Below are 16,667 nucleotides of genomic sequence, written 5' to 3' on the forward strand. Positions count from 1 at the left end.
AATTGATGTTAAATATACGAAAATTATCGTAAAGGCATACCTGCTTGGCTCTCTTGACAAAAAGTCTACTTTAAAGTAGACTACTTTAGAGTAGACTATCGGAGGTTGCGATGAGATTCATAGACAGAGAAAAAGAATTAAGTGCCTTAGAAAGGTTTTGGAAGGAAAATAAGCCACAATTTGTTGTAATTTATGGAAAAAGACGCGTTGGTAAAACAGAATTGATCAAGCAATTTATTAAAGATAAGCCCCATATTTACTTCTTAGCACAGAAAATAAGCGATAATGATAACTTAAAAATGCTTTCAAAATTAGTTGGCGAATATTTCAAAGATATAATTCTTCAATCAAGTGGTTTTGCAAATTGGCAGACATTTTTTGCGTATTTAAAAGAAAAAATAAAGGAGAAAATTGTTGTTGTAATTGACGAATTTCCCTATCTTGCAGAAGCAAACAAAGGCATTTCATCAATTTTTCAAGCAGGCTGGGATGAATTTTTAAAAGAGACACCAGTGTATTTAATCATCTGTGGCTCAAGCATTGCAATGATGGAACAAGAAGTCCTTGGATACAAAGCCCCTCTTTATGGAAGAAGAACAGGGCAAATTCTTGTGAAGCCTTTTGATTTTTATGAAGCTTCAGCATTCTTCCCAAAGTTATCTTTTGATGAAAGACTTTCCTTTTTTTCGATTGTGGGAGGAAACCCAAGTTATCTAAACAAAATAAACCCAGAAAAATCACTTGAAGATAACATAAAAGATAATTTTCTTTCTCCAGAAGCAACTCTCTATAGCGAAGTGGAATTTATACTTCATGAAGAACTGCGAGAACCAAGAAACTATTTTGCAATATTAAGAGCAATTGCACAGGGAAAAGCAAGAGTAAGTGAAATAATAAATGAAACAGGCTTCGAAAAAAGTATTCTTCATAAGTATCTTTTTGTACTCGAAGACTTACAGATAATTGAGAAGGAAGTTCCTATAACAGAAAAGAATCCTCAAAAATCGAGAAAAGGTATCTATAAACTGCAAGACCAGTTCTTCAAATTTTGGTTTAAATACGTATTGCCCAATAGAAGTAGAATTGAAGAAGGAAAAATAGATGTGGTATTAAAGAAAATAATGGAAGATTTTAATACTGTTGTTGCTGAGAATTATGAAAGGGTAGCACAGGATATCTTAAAAAGACACGAGGAAGAATTTTTTCCCTTTGAAAGTATCGGAAGATGGTGGGACAGAAACGAGGAAATCGATGTTGTTGCCTTGAATAAGATTGAAAATAAAATACTATTTGGCGAGGTAAAGTGGAGCAATAAACCTGTAGGGGTAGACATTTATGAGAATTTAAAGAGAAAAGCAAGTTTAGTTGAGTGGAAAAAAGAAGGTAGAAAAGAATATTATTGTCTATTCTCAAAAAGTGGATTTACAGATGAAATGAAAAAAATAGCAAAAAAGGGAAATGTAATGCTTTTTCAAAAAGACAACGTAATATAAGGAATAAAATATGAAAAGTAACAATAATTGAAAAATTACAACACCACTATCACTAAATGCCTACTTCAAGGGTATATGCGATATTATGAGAAAATGTTTGATATCTTCTGTTATGAAGTATTCGTCTTAACCTATATTGTTTCTATTGATTAAACAATACAAAATAAAGAGAAGACGGACTTAAAAAAATTTGCAATCACAAAAGAGAAAATTAACACATTGAAAGGTTTAGCTATTTTGATAAGGGAAACTTTTAAATTTGTATTCCAATGTTAATAGAGGCACAAAAAGGCGATTGTAAATTTTTGGCAACTTGCACGAAAAATGAATTATAAAAAAGGGATTGTTATTGAAGGATGTAAGTTTTAAAAACTCCTTATTGGTCGTATTAGATCCCGTTATAGAGAAGCCGTTATTTAGAGAGATACCCACTTCACAAGGTATGTGTTTGCATATCCTCTAAGTTCCATTTCTTCTATGAGTTTAAATCACAAAGCAGTAGAAACATATCAAACACAACTTCATTTATCTAAAAAGTCCCAAGAACTTGTTATCAGTCATTGACAACTCTAATTCTAAATTTCCATATAAAGTAAGTAAAAAGACTAAATTTGTTCCAAAGAAGTTATTGGGAATGTGTCCCTCTAATAAAGAAACAGAACATTAAAGAAAGAATTCATAGACTTAAATCTCTTACTTTTTCACGATAACATCAATGAATTCAACAAGAGATTTATTGACTACCTTATATGACACAATACTCAAAGACTACATAAGAGCACAAACTGACACCAATTGATTATGTGTTAAAATATTCGGCAGAGTCTCAAATGTATGTGGCGCGTTTAGGGACTTGACACAAAATTATTTTCGTGTATAATATATATAAGGAGGAGTAATGAGAATAAAGTTAACCTTCGAGGACATTAAGGGTCGTGAAATTATCCTTCCCATTCATTACGGGTATCTCTTGCATTACCTTGTCTACAATACTTTTTCAGAAGGTATGGCACAGAAGTTATACCTTGAAGGCTTCCCAATCGACGGCAAAAAGTTCAAACTCTTTACCTATTCAAATATCATCGAAAAAGGCACAAAGTTCAACAACACTTTAAATTTTGGTAAATATATCACATTCTACTTTTCATCTCCTCTTTATGAAATCGTTGAAGATCTTGGCTCAAATGCCTTTAGAAAAACAGGAATTGTCCTAAATGACTTTAACCTTTTTTTATCAGCAGTTGAAGTGATAAAACCCCCACGATTGACAGACGACATACTTATCCGCACACTATCACCCATCACTGCCTATAGCACCTTCAACAACAATGGCAAACGCACAACGCACTACTATCGCCCAACTGAAAGCGAATTCAAACGGCTCATTGAAGAGAATGCACAAAACAAATACATTTTGATTAAAAAAGCGCAAGGCTTACCTATTGAGAAAGATGTCGTTAATGATCTTCGCCTTGATATTGAGCCTTACAAATTTTCCATCGAAAAGAACAAAAAAGTAGTTTATTTTAAAAATACAATTGTTGAATGCTTCTCAGGTATCTACAGATTGAAAGGCTCTCCCGAACTTATCTACACAACCTATGATGCAGGGCTTGGTGCCAAGTCCTCCGAAGGCTTCGGCATGTGGGACGTGTGGGAGAAAGGGTGAAAATTTAGTGGAAGGATAAGATTTAAGAAAGGAGGAAACTAATGGTTGAAACGATTGCAAAAATTGGAAAGATGACCAGGAAATTGAATGGAAGATTTTTTAGCAAAATGAAATATTGTAAAATATTACAAATAGACTGTATAACTTTATATTTTAAAAATGCTTAAATATTTGCAGAAAGAAGGGAGGAACGATTTGAGAGCGAAAGTAATTTTTGATGTCGAAGGAGAAAAGATGCCTATACTTTATAGGCACAGGTTTATGGACCTAATAATTTCCGCATTAGCTGAGTCTAATAGAGATTACAAATTGTTTCTTTACCCTGAAGATAAAACAGATCGAAAAATAGTTAAGCCTTTTACATTCAGTGTTATGTTACCTCAAAATTATTATCTAAAAAAAGAGAAGTTCAAAATTTTCGACTTTGAAGTTGAAGATATCGTTTTCTATCTTTCGAATGATAAGAGAATTTCACTTTTTATAAGTTCTTGTAGTTACGAATTTTTTGTGAATCTATATAATGGCTTATTAAGTTTAAAAGAATTCAAGTTTAGTAGTGATCTGACTTTGAAACTCTCCAAAGTTTATATGTTGAACGAGAGGAAAATCAACTCTAAAGAAGTTGTGCTTAAAACTATGTCTCCAATTCTTATAGAAACAGCCAATGATAAACCTATAATACCATTTGATGAAAGTGGCGATTTACTAAAAGAAGAATCGCTCTCGGTTTTTAACGAGGAATTTAATGCTTTACACAATAGAATTCTAAAAGATATTCGCGGTTTTCAGTTATACGAAAAATTATTCTTCAGTCCTGTGAAGATTAGAAAACAGGTCGTAAAACATGCATTAAGAGATTTTACGAAACAAACTGGTAAGCCGTATATGATACTTACTACTTTTGAGGGTATTTTTAAACTCAGAGGAGACCCTAAAGATTTATTGATGCTTTATCAATTAGGTATTGGCTTAAGAACTGGGCAAGGTTTTGGGATGGTAGAGGTGATAACATGAGCGAGAAATTTAAGGTTTATCTTTCTGATTGGCTGTTCAATGCTGGAATAATTGGTTTTCTCAAAATAATGACCAACGATAATATTGAGGATCAAAAAATTGTTACTATTGGAGAGAATTATATTGAGTTCGAAAGAGAATCTATTAAAGGTTTCTCAGAGAAGTATTTCAATACCGCTTTCAAACAATATGGTAGATACGATAGAACTTTACAAACTTTAAAGGAATTTTTAGAGGATCTTAGAAATGTAAGAGATTCCAAGAACTTGGAAACTATTTCTAGAAAGTATGAGGTTGATAAAAACAATTTAGGTTTAGAACTACCTTTGTATTTATTTAACCGTTTTAAAAATAAATTTCCCTATTTTAAGTTCTTAAACAATGTTCTTCCTGATGATGAAGAGATTAAAAAAGATCCAAATAAAGTTGAAAAAATCTTTGAAGAAGTTGCAGCTTTGGAAGAAAAACATAAGGAAATTTATCAAAAAATCCTCGAAAATGACGTTCGATCGTACCTTAAAAATATATATGGACAAAAGAGCTTTCTTAATAATTCAATAAGGACAGGTATTTTTAATAAATTCTATAATGATTTCGAAAAACCAATTGTTGAAAATACTGTAAAACAAGAAAGCGAACTTTACTGTGTAAATTGCGGGCGTCCTGCTAAGAAGGATACTTCTTTCGACACAGGTATCTCCCCCTTTTTTGGGATTAATAAAGATGCAAGCAATTTCTTATGGAAATTTAATACCAAACTACCATTATGTGAGATATGTGAACTCATCTATTTTTGTAGTTTTGCTGCACTTACGCCTTCCGTATACACAAAAGATAAGACTTTTTATTTCGTTAACAGCGATTCGAGTGTAATCGATTTGTACCAGAAAAACAGACTTTTGTCTTTAGTCCTTAAGAAAGAAGGGAATCCTATTTTAGATTTTTTTCCAGAACTAATTATTGAACTACAGAAAGAAAAGGCATATTTTTCATTAAGAAACATAGCTTTAATTGAGTTAAACCTTAATGATGGCAATTTTCCAAAAATATACTCTTTTAACATTTCCAAAGCCAAGGCATTATACCTGAATGAAAATGCAAATACTCTGAAAAAACTTGCAAAAGCCTCTTATAAGATAAAAGATAAGGAAAGATATGTTTTATTCGAAACAATAGAGAAAATTCTTAGAAACGAAATCAACTACGAATTCCTTTACAGCCTTGAGCGGATGTTTTTAAGTAATTCTAACAAAAACAAACAAAATCTCAATCCATATCATTTACAGGTTTTGAATTTATTGATTTTAAATTTTATAAAAAATACCAAAAACGAAGGGAGGAATAAAATGGATTTAGAAGAAAAAGAAGTATGGAATATTTATTTCAAAGGAAAAGAACTTTCTAAAAAAATGAGAGATAGAAACGCAGAGAACAAAATCCATACAATTGCATACAAGCTGCTTAATGCACTTAAAGCAAGTGATGTAAATTATTTTATGGATGTTATTATGAGAACTTTTATGGCATACGAAATGGAAATACCATCTGATATGGTAAAAGTACTTTTAAAGAAGGATAACTTTTATCCTTTGGGTTATGGATTTTTAAACGGCTTTTTAGACAAGAAAGGAGATGAAAAAGAAAATGAGTAAGGGATTGACTTACACGGCAATTTTTGAAGCGATGAGCTTGAACTATGGAGAAGGCACAGGTAATATTTCTGAGTTAAAAAAAATTACTAAAGGTGGGGAAACATATACTTACGTTTCACGACAAGCTATAAGGTATGATATTTACCGTTTGTTAAGAGAGAACTTTTTTGTTGATGATAAGGAGGTTCCTCTTACTAAGGAGCAGCAGGTTGTCCAATTCAAGCCTGATGCTAACATCAAAGATTATGTTGAAATGGACTTGTTCGGATACATGAAAACAGCTAAGGGGCAGAAGTCGGGTTCACGTCCCGCAGTTGTTCGAATAAGTCCTGCTATCTCTCTCGAACCCACATTGGGCGACATTGAGTTTGGAACTAACAAGAATTTTGCAGATCGAGTAGGAGCAGATCCCAATCCTTTCCAATTTGAAAATCATTATTCTCTTTATACCTATACAATTACGATTGATTTAGACAAAGTTGGCAAAGATGAAAACGATAACATCGATCTTTCGACAAGCGAAAAAGCTGACCGTGTAAAAATGCTACTTGAAGTACTTAAAGTGTTGAACAGAAATATCAAAGGTAGAATTGAAAACCTAAACCCCGTTTTTGCAATAGGTGGAGTTTATAATATTAAAAATCCATTCTTTTTAAACCGGATAAAGGTTAAATATGACAGGAATAGTGGAAAGTACGCTCTTGACACTGAAATAATAAATTCAGTGCTTGACTTAAACTTTGGCAATGAGCCTGTACGGGATAAAACATACGTTGGTTACTTAAAAGGATACTGGGCCAATGAAGAGGAATTTAATAAATTGGTCAACAACCCAACCAATATTGGTTTATTTTTTGAAAATCTTGAGAATGAAGTTTTTAAAAATTATGGAGTAGAATTTAAGAAATGAAAGTGTTAAAGATTAAAGCATATCAACCTTTTGCCTGTTACAGAAAACCAATGAATTATAATTTATGGGACACCTATCCACTACCACCATTATCTACGATTAAAGGATGGTTTCATAGTGTTATAAAGGCCAAAGAATATATCCCCTTGTCAATTAGTATTCAAGGAACTTATGCTGCTATAGTTTACGATATGCAGACCTTGCTTAAGTTTGATCGGATAAGAAGAGACGAGAAACAAATAATAATGGATTGGATAGGAAAAGCGCTCATCTCATCCCCAACATTTATTGCAACCCTATTGGACGTTGATCTTATTATTTATATTTATTCTGAAAGCAAGGAATCATTAGATGCGTTCAGAGATAACATTTTAAAAGAAGATTTTCCGAGCATTGGAAGACATGAAGATTTAGCAAGAATTGATTTTGTCGATTTTGTCGATTTAGAGGAAGCCAAGTTTGATGTGAGAAATGCCCATGACTTGACATACGGTATATATTTAAGTAAAGAAACGGCACTTAAATATGGACTTGGTGGAATTAATTATAGAATGAACACCAAGTATGTAATTAAATCCAATTTAAGATATTTTGAAAAGGTAGACGTGGTTTATGTAGATAATGGTAGAATTGATAAAGGAAATTTTCTTTTTGACAAAGAGGATAACAGAATTGTGGAGCTTATAAATTTGGAAAGCAAAAATGACAATTGCTAAAGTATTTTTTAAAGAAAATGGACAATTCGAAATTGAGACTTTAGAGCAACATACCGATAATTTATTAAAAAACTACGAAAATTTTAAGACGAAATACGAAGGTGATTTGTCGAGATTAGAATTAGGGAAAAATTTCTTGGAATTATTGAGAATAGCCTGTATTTTTCACGACCTCGGAAAAGTTTCTTCTGCTTTTCAAAACAAAGTAAAAAGACTTTTAAAGAAAAATGAAGAATTTCATAAAGATCAAAGCGAAGAGATACCTCATAATTTTCTCTCTGTTGCGTTTCTGCCAGATCAAAACTTGCTTAATTTGAGTGCAGACGAAGAATACTATAAGTTATTTTATGCAATTGCATTTCATCATGACAGGAAAATTAATTTTACTGAACAAGATCTAAAAAAAGTTATTAATGAAGATCTCTCAAAAAAAATCGAAGAACTTTCCTGGATTAAAAAGTATGGTCTAAGTATATCAGAAAATTTGTGGGACAATTACTATAAGCTTCTTGATCTTAATTCATCAAATATATTTAATAGAATAAGGAGAGATAGAGAATTTATTTTATTGAAAGGTTTATTACATAGATTAGACCACTCATCATCAGCACATTTACCTGTCGAAACAGAGAAAATTGAAGAGCCAAGAAGCAAACTTGTTAGCTATATTAAAGATAACGGTAGTACGCTAAAAGATTTTCAGAAAGAAGCGGAAAAGTATTCTGATAAAAACGTAATACTTACTGCCTCAACCGGGATAGGGAAAACTGAATTTGCATTGAACTGGATAGGTGAACAAAAGGCGTTTTATACGCTTCCTGTAAGGGTGTCCGTGAATGCGATGTATGAAAGATTTGCTGAAATTTTCGGTCCAGAAAAAGTAGGTCTTCTCCATAGCGATAGTTTATTCTATAACTTGGATTTTTTCTCAAACAAGTATGATATCTGGGAAGAAGACTCAGGAATTGAAGAAGGTATACACAGGACACTTCTCTCAAGACAACTATCTTTACCAATTACCGTGACAACAGCGGATCAGATGTTTACTTCGGTCTTTAAGTGGAGAGGTTACGAAAAAATTTATGGAACTCTAATGTATTCAAAAGTTATCATAGATGAGCCACAAAGTTATTCGCCTCAGATACTCGCGATGATAATTAAGTCTTTGGAAGAGATCTCAGATCTTGGAGGTAAGTTTTGCATTATAAGTGCAACAAATCATCCTTTTGTGTTGGACCAATTAATGAGGATAAATAACAAACCTGAAATAATTGGACCTGTTTTAGATAATGGAGAAAGACATAAGCTAAAGATAGAGGATTCAGAAATTGAAGATTTAACCTTGACAATAAAGAAATATTATGACGAGGGCAAAAAAATTATTGTGCTTGTAAATACTGTAAATAAAGCACAGGAAGTTTTTAAGAAATTCAAGGAAATAGGAAATGTGAAAATGCTTCATTCGCAGTTTATCCAGCGTGACAGAAGAAATAAAGAAAAGGAAATAATGAAGGATCAAAAAGAAAGCGGGCCTGTTATTTGGATAACAACCCAAATTATCGAAGCATCACTGAATATTGATTACGACGTATTGTTTACAGAGATTTCTTCGTTAGACTCTTTGATTCAAAGAATGGGAAGAATATACAGGGGCAGAGGTAGATATATAAGCAAATCTGATTTTCCCAATGTTTTCATTAGTAGTGTCGATCCATCGGACAATTTTAAGATATATGATAAGGAAATTGTTAGTTTCACTAAAGATGTTTTATCAAAATATGATGCTAAAATAATAACAGAAGACATAAAAATTGAAATGATGAAAAACGTTTATGATACGAAGAGGATTGAAGGCACTAAATATTACAAAAAGTTTAAAGAAGCATTTGCTTTGTTAGAAAGTGGATTCGAATCGCAAACAAAGGATGAAGCGCAAAAACTATTTAGAGATATTGCAAATCTTCTTGTTATTCCTGAGAATGTCTACATAGAAAACAAAGAAAAAATAGAAGATGCACTTTCTGTAATAAACGACAAGAACCAAAATTTGGCTAAAAGAGTTGAGGCTATAAAAAGCTTTAATGAGTTTACTGTAAGTGTCCCTTTATACAAGGTTAACCGATCACAAATTGAAAAAAAAGACAAAGTATATGTAGTAAAAGCACACTATGACCAAAATATGGGACTGTTTTTTAGTAATCATGATGATGACCTTTTTTCTAATATAATTTAATGAAAGATAAAAACTTTGACGAATTAAAAATCACTGGATTAAGAATTAATTATCTTCATGTATGTAAAAGGAAGCTATGGCTCTTTGATAGGGGAATTAGAATGGAGCATACATCTAATATGGTCTTATTAGGCTCATTACTCCAAGACTATTATTACCAAAGGAAGGAAAGGAAAAACATTCTAATTGATAATCTTATTCAAATAGATATAATAGACAACGAGTCGATCAGAGAGGTGAAGTATTCAAATAAACTCAAGGAAGCCGACGAAGCACAGCTTTTATACTATCTTTACTATCTTAAGAGACTTGGTGTTTCCAAGAAAGGTATATTGAACTACCCAAAGATTAAAAGAAGAGAAGAACTTATTTTGACTGAAGAGCTTGAGAAAGAAGTAGAAAAAGATTTAGAAGAAGCAAAAAAAGTTTTGTCGCTTAATAAGCCTCCGAAAGTTGAAAAAAAGACATTTTGCTCAAAATGTGCCTATTTTGAATTCTGCTGGAGTTAACAATGAGTAGACCTTATTATATTTTTTCAAATGGTAGGTTGTCAAGAAAAGAAAACACACTTTATGTTGAAAATGCTAATGAAGAGAAAAGGGCAATCCCCATTGAGGATGTTGAGGTTCTCCACATTTTTAGTGAGATTGATTTAAATAGTAAAGTTCTAAACTTTTTAGCACAGCATAATATAGCAGTTCACTTTTATAATTATTACGGTTTTTATTCGGGTAGTTTTATGCCGAAGGAAAGTAATACCTCTGGACACCTTACAGTAAAACAAGTTGAGCACTATCTTGATTTTGAAAAGAGGAGATATATTGCAATTTCATTTGTTGAGGGAGCCATACATCATATGAGAAGAAATTTGAGAGAATACAAAGAAACGGAGGATTTTATAGATGTAATGAGCATGGAATTAGCAAATGTATACGAAGCAAAGCTAATAAGTGAACTTATGGGTTGTGAAGGAAGAGCAAGAGATGCTTATTATAAAGCATTTAATACTATTTTCAATGGAAAAATTGAAATAAAGAAAAGACAAAAACATCCCCCAAACAATCCAGTTAACGCATTAATTTCATTTGGTAACTCTATTATATATTCTGTTGTACTAACGCAAATTTACCTTACTCAACTTAACCCAACTATAAGTTATCTTCATGAGCCAGGGGAAAAACGATACTCGCTAAGTCTTGATATAGCAGAAATTTTTAAGCCGCTTATTGCAGATCCAGTTATCTTTAAACTTGTAAACAATAATATGTTGACTGCTGGAGATTTTGAACAAGACTTGAATTTTTGCTATTTAACAGAACAAGGAAAGAAGAAATTCTTGAAGGAATTAGATCAAAAACTTAACACGACTATTAGGCATAGGAAATTAAGAAGAAATGTTTCATACAAACTTTTAATTAGGCTTGAATGTTATAAACTAATTAAACACTTAATAGGTGACGAGCTTTATCGTCCTTTTAAGGCTTGGTGGTAATTATGTCTTATATGATTGTTGTGTATGATGTGGAAGAGGAAAGAATAAACAAAGCAAGAAAAGTTCTAAAGAAATATTTTCTGTGGGTTCAGAATTCCGTTTTTGAAGGGGAAATTACGGAAGGTAAATTTGAAAAGTGTAGAATAGAATTATCAAAGGTGCTCGATTTAAAAAGAGATTCGATTTACTTTTATAGAATCGAGAATAAGTTTAATTATAAGAAAGTTGTGCTTGGAATAGAGAAGGAGATTACCGATAATTTTATATAATCGCATCGAAGGTATTTTTTGGCTTTTAACTAAAAGAACTGTATTTTATACAAGCTTGTTAAAGTTATTTATCACTATTAAAAAAATGGATTAGCGGGTCGATGCAAAAATGACCTCCGTTAAATGACTTTTATACAAAAATTTTACTTTTATGATATAATTATAAAAAATATGTAAACGTTAATGCCATCAGGCTTAGCTTACCTTGAAAATTATGCTATTTTTAAAAAGGGGTTTTATCTGAACCATGTGGGATATAAAGATATCAGAACCATTAAATTTTATCCCATAGCCTGAAGAAGTTTTATCTGAACCATGTGGGATATAAAGGAAAGATGTGTTGCAAGGTCGTCAACAAAATTGAGAGTTTTATCTGAACCATGTGGGATATAAAGCAACAATTATTTGCGGGCCCAGAGGCGAGAGAAAAAGTTTTATCTGAACCATGTGGGATATAAAGCAAAAAGAAAGATAGGAGGTGAGAAAATGGAATTAGTTTTATCTGAACCATGTGGGATATAAAGTACTTAAAAGATTATCCAAAAGCATATACGGTTGAGTTTTATCTGAACCATGTGGGATATAAAGGCAAGAAATTTAAAAGTAGAAGCAAGAGATTTAATAGTTTTATCTGAACCATGTGGGATATAAAGTCGCAAAAGCTTTGAAAATAAATAGGGGAGCTTTCAGTTTTATCTGAACCATGTGGGATATAAAGTTGCAAAAAACTCGCATCACAACTGCAACATTTTGCGTTTTATCTGAACCATGTGGGATATAAAGTCAGTATGGTGCATAATATAAAGTGTATCAAAAAAGGTTTTATCTGAACCATGTGGGATATAAAGTTCGTAAATGCTTGTGTCTATTTTTTCTGTGTAATAGTTTTATCTGAACCATGTGGGATATAAAGCATCACTTTATTCACAGAAGGAGTAAGGCTTTTAGTTTTATCTGAACCATGTGGGATATAAAGAAAGAAATAGGGTTGTTCTGGGAGTTTTTAGACAGAGTTTTATCTGAACCATGTGGGATATAAAGTTCTATCTCATTGACAAGATTAGCATTGCCTACTTTGTTTTATCTGAACCATGTGGGATATAAAGCTTGTGCAGACTAACTTTATCTGCGTTAAGTCTCCTGTTTTATCTGAACCATGTGGGATATAAAGAAATGCAAATCGCCAAGCGGTATAAGATACACCTTAGTTTTATCTGAACCATGTGGGATATAAAGATAGATTTAACGAATTTTGACAGAATTCACTTCTGGGTTTTATCTGAACCATGTGGGATATAAAGCTTGTTTGGAGAGGAGATTTCGTAAAGTTCTATTTGGTTTTATCTGAACCATGTGGGATATAAAGGCTTCAGAAATACGAAGAAGGGAAAAGAATGCACCGTTTTATCTGAACCATGTGGGATATAAAGAGTCTATGTATGGCAAACAATTGATAATCTTTTTCCACGTTTTATCTGAACCATGTGGGATATAAAGTAAGGAATTACTGATCTAAATGGTTTACTATTTACTGTTTTATCTGAACCATGTGGGATATAAAGTTAACAAGAGAAGAGTTAAGCATTATACTTTACAGAGTTTTATCTGAACCATGTGGGATATAAAGACACCATAATCTTTTAGAATGCTAATCAGATTGCTTGTTTTATCTGAACCATGTGGGATGTAAATTAATGAACTTTCTTCTCATACAAATACCGAAGGAGAAATTTTAAAACAAAAAAGGAGGTATTAAAATGTCTAAAAAAAATTTAACAAATGAATTGAAGGATTGGTTGCTTTCAAACTACACTTATGACAGCAGTTTTTATGATAGGTTGTATAAGGATGAAGTTAAAGATGAAGAGATGAATTATTTTGTTACGATTATGCTACAAACCCATCTAATGCAATTGTACAATCTTGTTGCAATTCTTAAAGACTATGGGGTTGGAAACGCTGAATTGATTAATGAGATTAAAAATAGGTTGGATGGCAAATGAAACTTCTTTAAATAATATTTGTAAAGTTAATATCTTCTATACATTCTAATCACCATCTATAGTTGCTGTAAAAATTTTTAGAAGAGTATGTTTTTTTTACCCTACCCTTGAGGGATTGAAACATAATTATGTAGGGTGGTGTCAGGTTTACTGTTTTTGTTTTTTAGCGTGCTTAAAAAGAATTGAAACCAATTTTCGAGAGGATTAAAACAATCTTTACAAAGATTTAAGGGTGGATTTTTGTTTTAGGTCTTGACATACTTTCAAAATGTATTATAATTATGCCAATAATATGAATAAATATAAGAAAGAGAAAAGGCAAGCCTTAATAAAAGAGATTTTAAAGACTTACGAGGTTGAAACAGAAGAAGACCTTGTGCTTCATTTGAAGAAGCACAACATAGATATTACTCAACCTACCATTGCAAAGGATCTCAAAGAGCTTGGCGTGATAAAGGTGAATAAGGGAAATAAATCATACTATGCACTTCCAGAAGAAGGCTCTGAAAGTATCCTTAAAAAAATCGAATTTGCTTTTGAAAATTTTGTAAGGGAAATTGTAGTAGAAGATAATCTTATACTTGTGAAAACCACACCTGGAAATGCAAATAGTGTTGCGTGGCTCATTGATAAGTATGAAATTAAAGGAATTCTTGGAACAGTTGCAGGTGATGATACGATACTTGTCGTGACAAAAAGGGGAACAACCAAAGACATAATAAAGCAATTAGAAGATTTTAAAAAATAATTAGGGAGGTTTTGTAATGAAAGGAAAAGTGGTGCTTGCCTACAGTGGAGGACTTGATACTTCGGTTATTCTCCACTATCTTGTGGAAAAGGGGTATGAGGTAATTGCATTTGTTGGAAACATCGGCCAGAGTGAGAATTTTGACGAAATCAAGGAAAAGGCACTGAAAACAGGCGCAAGTAAGGTCTACGTGGAAGATTTAAGAAAGCGTTTCGTTGTTGAATTTATCTTTCCTGCTCTTATGGGAAATGCAATCTATGAGGGAAGATACCTTTTAGGCACTTCGCTTGCTCGTCCACTTCTTGCACAAAAACAAGTTGAGATTGCAGAGAAAGAAGGCGCAGAGTATGTTGCACACGGTGCAACGGCAAAAGGGAACGATCAGGTAAGGTTTGAACTTTCTTACTATGCTCTTAATCCTGAAATAAAAGTTATATCTCCTTGGAAAGACGAGGAGTTTTTGAGCAACTTCAAGGGAAGAAGCGATTTAATTGAGTATGCAAAGAAGCATGGCATAAATGTAAAGGCAACAAAGGATAAACCATTTTCAGAAGATGAAAACCTTATGCATATAAGTCATGAGGCAGGAATAATTGAAGACCCAATGTATCGCCCAGAGGAGTATATTTTCTCAAAAACGAAAAGCCCAAAAGAGGCAAAAGACGAAGAGACAATAATTGAAATTTACTTCAAAGATGGAATTCCTGTGAAGGTTGTAAATCCAAAGGAAAACATTGTAAAAGAAGATCCATTAGATTTATTTTTATATTTAAATCAAGTTGGAAGTGAAAATGGAGTGGGAAGAGTAGATATGGTAGAAAATAGATTTATTGGCATCAAATCGCGTGGAATTTACGAAACGCCTGGTGCAACGATTTTATGGACTGCGCATAGAGATCTTGAAGGGATTGCAATGGATAAAGAAGTAATGCATCTTAGAGATATGCTTACACCAAAATTTTCTGAGTTAATCTATAACGGTATGTGGTTTTCACCTGAGATGGACTTTTTGTTTGCTGCAATAAAGAAAAGTCAAGAAGCAATCGATGGGAAGGTGGTGCTTTCCATATATAAAGGAAACGTTATGCCAATAGGAAGAGAATCCCCAACCTCTCTTTATGACAAAGATCTATCGAGTATGGATATTGAAGGTGGTTTTACTGCTTCTGATTCAAAAGGCTTTATAAATATAAACGCAATAAGGTTAAAGGCGCATGCAGCAGTTTTAAGGAGGAAGAATCCCTACACTTGGAGAGAAATTCTATATGGCAAAACTCTGGAAGAAAAAGGGAATTAAAGAAAACGATACGATTATTAGATTTACAGTTGGTAATGACTATTTGTTTGATAGAAGACTTGTGAAATACGATTGCCTTTGCTCTATTGCACATGCAAAGATGCTCAATAAAATTGGAATACTAACTGATAGCGAGGTAAACGCCATTACAAAGACACTTGAAGAAATCATTCATATTGATTCAAAAGGAAAATTTCAAATTACTCCTAACGATGAAGACGTGCATACAAAAATTGAAAATTACCTTGTTGAAAAATTAGGTGATGTTGGCAAAAAGATACATACTGCGCGATCAAGAAATGATCAAGTACTCTGCACCTTACGCCTTTATTACAAAAGTGCTCTAAAAGATATTGAAAAAATTGTTGTGGAAATTATTAATGCACTTAAAATATTCAAAAGAAAGTATGGTAAGGTTCAAATACCGGGCTTTACTCACACAAGAAAGGCAATGGTTTCATCTATTAAATTGTGGGCAGATTCGTTTATTGAGGCACTTACTGATGAGTTAAAATTTGGAAAATCAGTGTATGAACTTATTGATAAGTCGCCTTTGGGCACTGGTGCAGGATATGGAGTACCTGTGTTAAAAATAGACAGAAATTATACAAAAAAGATTCTTGGATTTAAAACATTGCAATATAATCCCATATACGTGCAAAACTCCAGGGGTAAATTTGAAGGCGAAATTCTTTCTTTCCTTACAATGATTATGTATGATATAAACAAACTTGTTTCTGATATTATCTTCTTTTCAGAGGATGATTTAGGATTTATAAAAATACCAGTAGAGTTTACAACGGGAAGTTCCATAATGCCACACAAGAAAAATCCAGATGTTTTTGAAATTGCACGAAGTAAATATTCAAAACTTCTTTCCCTTGAAATGAGGGTAAAAATTTTACCGTCAAATCTTATTTCAGGCTATCACAGGGATTTGCAGGAGACAAAAGAGTGTGTCTTTGAAGGCTTCGATACCGTAAAGGAAACTCTTATAGTGTTAGCAAACGTTTTGTCAAAGTTAGAAGTAGATAAAACCAAGGCGCATAGTCTTTTAACCCAGGAACTATACGCAACAGAGGAAGTCTATAAACTCGTCTTAGAAGGTGTTCCTTTTAGAGAAGCCTATAAAATAATTGGGGAGAAATATCTAAACGAATAAGTCAAATAC

15 protein-coding genes and 1 CRISPR repeat array are annotated in these 16,667 nt (G+C 32.5%); all 15 genes read left to right on the plus strand.

The genetic code is table 11. The annotated features are described in order from the left end of the window. Window positions 1–110 precede the first annotated feature (110 nt). The 15 genes from CSE_RS01170 (at window position 111) to argH (ending at window position 16,658) form a co-directional block, all read left to right on the plus strand. Window positions 111–1,493: an ATP-binding protein gene (locus CSE_RS01170; protein ID WP_014452799.1), complete on the plus strand. Its 1,383-nt coding sequence runs from the start codon at window positions 111–113 to the stop codon at window positions 1,491–1,493. A gap of 898 nt (window positions 1,494–2,391) precedes the next feature. After that, window positions 2,392–3,162, plus strand: coding sequence for a CRISPR-associated endoribonuclease Cas6 (gene cas6, locus CSE_RS01175; protein WP_014452800.1), 771 nt, complete (start codon window positions 2,392–2,394; stop codon window positions 3,160–3,162). A gap of 41 nt (window positions 3,163–3,203) precedes the next feature. Then, window positions 3,204–3,329 carry a hypothetical protein gene (locus CSE_RS08580; protein ID WP_269446121.1) on the plus strand — a complete coding sequence of 42 codons (126 nt, stop codon included), beginning with the start codon at window positions 3,204–3,206 and terminating at the stop codon, window positions 3,327–3,329. A 28-nt stretch (window positions 3,330–3,357) separates the two neighbouring features. After that, window positions 3,358–4,176 carry a CRISPR-associated endoribonuclease Cas6 gene (gene cas6 / locus CSE_RS01180; RefSeq protein ID WP_014452801.1) on the plus strand — a complete coding sequence of 273 codons (819 nt, stop codon included), beginning with the start codon at window positions 3,358–3,360 and terminating at the stop codon, window positions 4,174–4,176. Next, window positions 4,173–5,828 carry a type I-B CRISPR-associated protein Cas8b1/Cst1 gene (cas8a1, locus tag CSE_RS01185; RefSeq protein ID WP_014452802.1) on the plus strand — a complete coding sequence of 552 codons (1,656 nt, stop codon included), beginning with the start codon at window positions 4,173–4,175 and terminating at the stop codon, window positions 5,826–5,828. The genes cas6 (CSE_RS01180) and cas8a1 overlap by 4 nt, the downstream gene beginning before the upstream one ends. Continuing rightward, window positions 5,821–6,738: a type I-B CRISPR-associated protein Cas7/Cst2/DevR gene (gene cas7i / locus CSE_RS01190; RefSeq protein WP_014452803.1), complete on the plus strand. Its 918-nt coding sequence runs from the start codon at window positions 5,821–5,823 to the stop codon at window positions 6,736–6,738. Before cas8a1 ends, cas7i begins: the two co-directional genes overlap by 8 nt. Further along, window positions 6,735–7,454, plus strand: coding sequence for a type I-B CRISPR-associated protein Cas5b (cas5b, locus tag CSE_RS01195; RefSeq protein ID WP_014452804.1), 720 nt, complete (start codon window positions 6,735–6,737; stop codon window positions 7,452–7,454). Before cas7i ends, cas5b begins: the two co-directional genes overlap by 4 nt. Then, entirely contained in the window at window positions 7,441–9,687 is a 2,247-nt protein-coding gene (locus CSE_RS01200; RefSeq protein WP_014452805.1) for a CRISPR-associated helicase/endonuclease Cas3, read from the plus strand. The genes cas5b and CSE_RS01200 overlap by 14 nt, the downstream gene beginning before the upstream one ends. Beyond that, the gene (gene cas4 / locus CSE_RS01205; protein ID WP_014452806.1) at window positions 9,687–10,196 is read left to right on the plus strand and encodes a CRISPR-associated protein Cas4; all 510 of its coding nucleotides are present in this window, start codon (window positions 9,687–9,689) and stop codon (window positions 10,194–10,196) included. The genes CSE_RS01200 and cas4 overlap by 1 nt, the downstream gene beginning before the upstream one ends. 2 nt (window positions 10,197–10,198) lie before the next feature. Next, complete coding sequence (gene cas1b / locus CSE_RS01210; RefSeq protein WP_014452807.1) at window positions 10,199–11,179, plus strand: type I-B CRISPR-associated endonuclease Cas1b; 981 nt, start codon at window positions 10,199–10,201, stop codon at window positions 11,177–11,179. Window positions 11,180–11,181: 2 nt separating this feature from the next. Beyond that, on the plus strand, window positions 11,182–11,448 hold the full coding sequence (cas2, locus tag CSE_RS01215; protein WP_014452808.1) for a CRISPR-associated endonuclease Cas2: 267 nt from the start codon (window positions 11,182–11,184) through the stop codon (window positions 11,446–11,448). Between the two features lie 233 nt (window positions 11,449–11,681). Then, a CRISPR array of direct repeats spans window positions 11,682–13,140; the repeat unit is 29 nt; unit sequence GTTTTATCTGAACCATGTGGGATATAAAG. A gap of 65 nt (window positions 13,141–13,205) precedes the next feature. Next, window positions 13,206–13,451 carry a hypothetical protein gene (locus CSE_RS01220; RefSeq protein ID WP_014452809.1) on the plus strand — a complete coding sequence of 82 codons (246 nt, stop codon included), beginning with the start codon at window positions 13,206–13,208 and terminating at the stop codon, window positions 13,449–13,451. A 292-nt stretch (window positions 13,452–13,743) separates the two neighbouring features. Then, on the plus strand, window positions 13,744–14,199 hold the full coding sequence (gene argR / locus CSE_RS01225; RefSeq protein ID WP_014452810.1) for an arginine repressor: 456 nt from the start codon (window positions 13,744–13,746) through the stop codon (window positions 14,197–14,199). 16 nt (window positions 14,200–14,215) lie between these two features. Then, window positions 14,216–15,496, plus strand: a complete 1,281-nt coding sequence (locus tag CSE_RS01230; protein WP_014452811.1) for an argininosuccinate synthase — start codon at window positions 14,216–14,218, stop codon at window positions 15,494–15,496. Continuing rightward, window positions 15,465–16,658, plus strand: coding sequence for an argininosuccinate lyase (gene argH / locus CSE_RS01235; RefSeq protein ID WP_014452812.1), 1,194 nt, complete (start codon window positions 15,465–15,467; stop codon window positions 16,656–16,658). Before CSE_RS01230 ends, argH begins: the two co-directional genes overlap by 32 nt. Window positions 16,659–16,667 lie beyond the last annotated feature (9 nt).

This window comes from Caldisericum exile AZM16c01 (assembly GCF_000284335.1).
In the GTDB taxonomy this organism is placed as follows: Bacteria; Caldisericota; Caldisericia; order Caldisericales; family Caldisericaceae; genus Caldisericum; species Caldisericum exile.

Coding starts and splice junctions, on each gene's coding strand:
- argH (WP_014452812.1), top strand. CDS start 15,465: ATGGCAAAACTCTGGAAGAAAAAGGGAATTAAAGAAAACGATACGATT.
- CSE_RS01170 (WP_014452799.1), top strand. CDS start 111: ATGAGATTCATAGACAGAGAAAAAGAATTAAGTGCCTTAGAAAGGTTT.
- cas1b (WP_014452807.1), top strand. CDS start 10,199: ATGAGTAGACCTTATTATATTTTTTCAAATGGTAGGTTGTCAAGAAAA.
- CSE_RS01200 (WP_014452805.1), top strand. CDS start 7,441: ATGACAATTGCTAAAGTATTTTTTAAAGAAAATGGACAATTCGAAATT.
- CSE_RS08580 (WP_269446121.1), top strand. CDS start 3,204: ATGGTTGAAACGATTGCAAAAATTGGAAAGATGACCAGGAAATTGAAT.
- cas7i (WP_014452803.1), top strand. CDS start 5,821: ATGAGTAAGGGATTGACTTACACGGCAATTTTTGAAGCGATGAGCTTG.
- cas8a1 (WP_014452802.1), top strand. CDS start 4,173: ATGAGCGAGAAATTTAAGGTTTATCTTTCTGATTGGCTGTTCAATGCT.
- cas5b (WP_014452804.1), top strand. CDS start 6,735: ATGAAAGTGTTAAAGATTAAAGCATATCAACCTTTTGCCTGTTACAGA.
- cas2 (WP_014452808.1), top strand. CDS start 11,182: ATGTCTTATATGATTGTTGTGTATGATGTGGAAGAGGAAAGAATAAAC.
- cas4 (WP_014452806.1), top strand. CDS start 9,687: ATGAAAGATAAAAACTTTGACGAATTAAAAATCACTGGATTAAGAATT.
- argR (WP_014452810.1), top strand. CDS start 13,744: ATGAATAAATATAAGAAAGAGAAAAGGCAAGCCTTAATAAAAGAGATT.
- CSE_RS01230 (WP_014452811.1), top strand. CDS start 14,216: ATGAAAGGAAAAGTGGTGCTTGCCTACAGTGGAGGACTTGATACTTCG.
- cas6 (WP_014452800.1), top strand. CDS start 2,392: ATGAGAATAAAGTTAACCTTCGAGGACATTAAGGGTCGTGAAATTATC.
- CSE_RS01220 (WP_014452809.1), top strand. CDS start 13,206: ATGTCTAAAAAAAATTTAACAAATGAATTGAAGGATTGGTTGCTTTCA.